General features: G+C 35.1%; 1 protein-coding gene. It reads right to left on the minus strand.

What is annotated here, in order from left to right; translation table 11 throughout:
* Window positions 1–1,022: transposase (locus tag NBH14_RS28625; RefSeq protein WP_186962116.1), on the minus strand; the 1,022-nt coding region annotated here is incomplete at its 3' end.
* Window positions 1,023–1,272 lie beyond the last annotated feature (250 nt).

Raw genomic sequence — 1,272 nt, forward strand, 5'->3', positions numbered from 1 at the left:
TTATAAGTATATTGATACATAGTCTGATGGCGCACTAAGGCAAAACAGATGTGTATTAACTTATTACTTATATTATTCATTATCACTCTGTGAGATTTTCCTTTTTCTTTTTTTGAATTATAATATTCCGCGATATCTTTATTGAACCGTTTGGCACTCATTGCCGCCATTCCAAGAAGCGATTTTACCCTCATATTGGCTAAGCGACTGGTATGAGTACCTCCTTTTACACTTGTTCCCGAACTGTATTCGAAAGGGGCAACACCTGCATAACAAGCAAACTGTCTTGCTGTTTCAAAACGTGTAAAGTTGTGACTGTAAATAAGTAAAACAACTGCCGTTTTCCAGGAAATACCTTTAACAGAGGTTATCCGCTCATAATTGTCATATACTTCTTTATCGGATTTTAATACCTGCTGAATTTGTACTTCTACCTCTTTCAACTGAGACTCAATCTGCTCTACCAGTTCCATTGACTTTTCATAAACCAGCACTGCCGTATCACGAGTTTGCTCGTAAAGATTCAATTCTTTGGATGAATCGCCCAATAACTTCTTGGCTTTTATTAAACGGTGACGATACGCCTCTAAATCTTGTAAACGCTGAATCGTATCTTGTTTGGGCACAAAATCAACTCTGCGATCCCGAAAGCGATAAGAATACAAGGCTATTAGACCAGAATCTTTTTTATCACTTTTTCCTCGAACCAGCCCCATACTTCTTTTCATATGTAATGGATTTTCCAACCAAATACTGAATCCTTTAATGTATAAATAATGACTCATAGAATAACTATAAAGTCCAGAATCTTCACCACAGAACAGCCAATGCTTGGGAGATAAAGAGGTTAAAGTCCCTAACCAGGATAGCATTTGAATATACCCTGTTTCATCGTTCGAGAAATTTTGATGACCTAATAGGTGCAATTTCATTTTCTCTTCTTTTGATTTCTCTGAGCTTATATAAGCAGAGACATCAAAACTTTTCTTAGAATAATCAATTCCGATAAATAAGTTTTCCATATATTTGTTCAGCTTTAGAGAATTAACCAAAAGCTGGAATGGACTCAAGCTCTAATTGGATTTTTTCCATTAATATATATAGTCTTTTTCAGCTTGATCGGGAGAAGTCTATTACAAAAATTAGTTTAGAAGCTGATTGCAACTCTACATCTCGAGATAGTTTACTTCTACCGATCGGTTAATTCAATTATTCATACAACAAATATATTGAATTAATCTTGCTTTGGTGAACTATGCAAAGTTAGAGCAT

Origin of the sequence: Parabacteroides caecihominis, assembly GCF_023656785.1 — a bacterium.
Classification (GTDB): Bacteria; Bacteroidota; Bacteroidia; order Bacteroidales; family Tannerellaceae; genus Parabacteroides; species Parabacteroides segnis.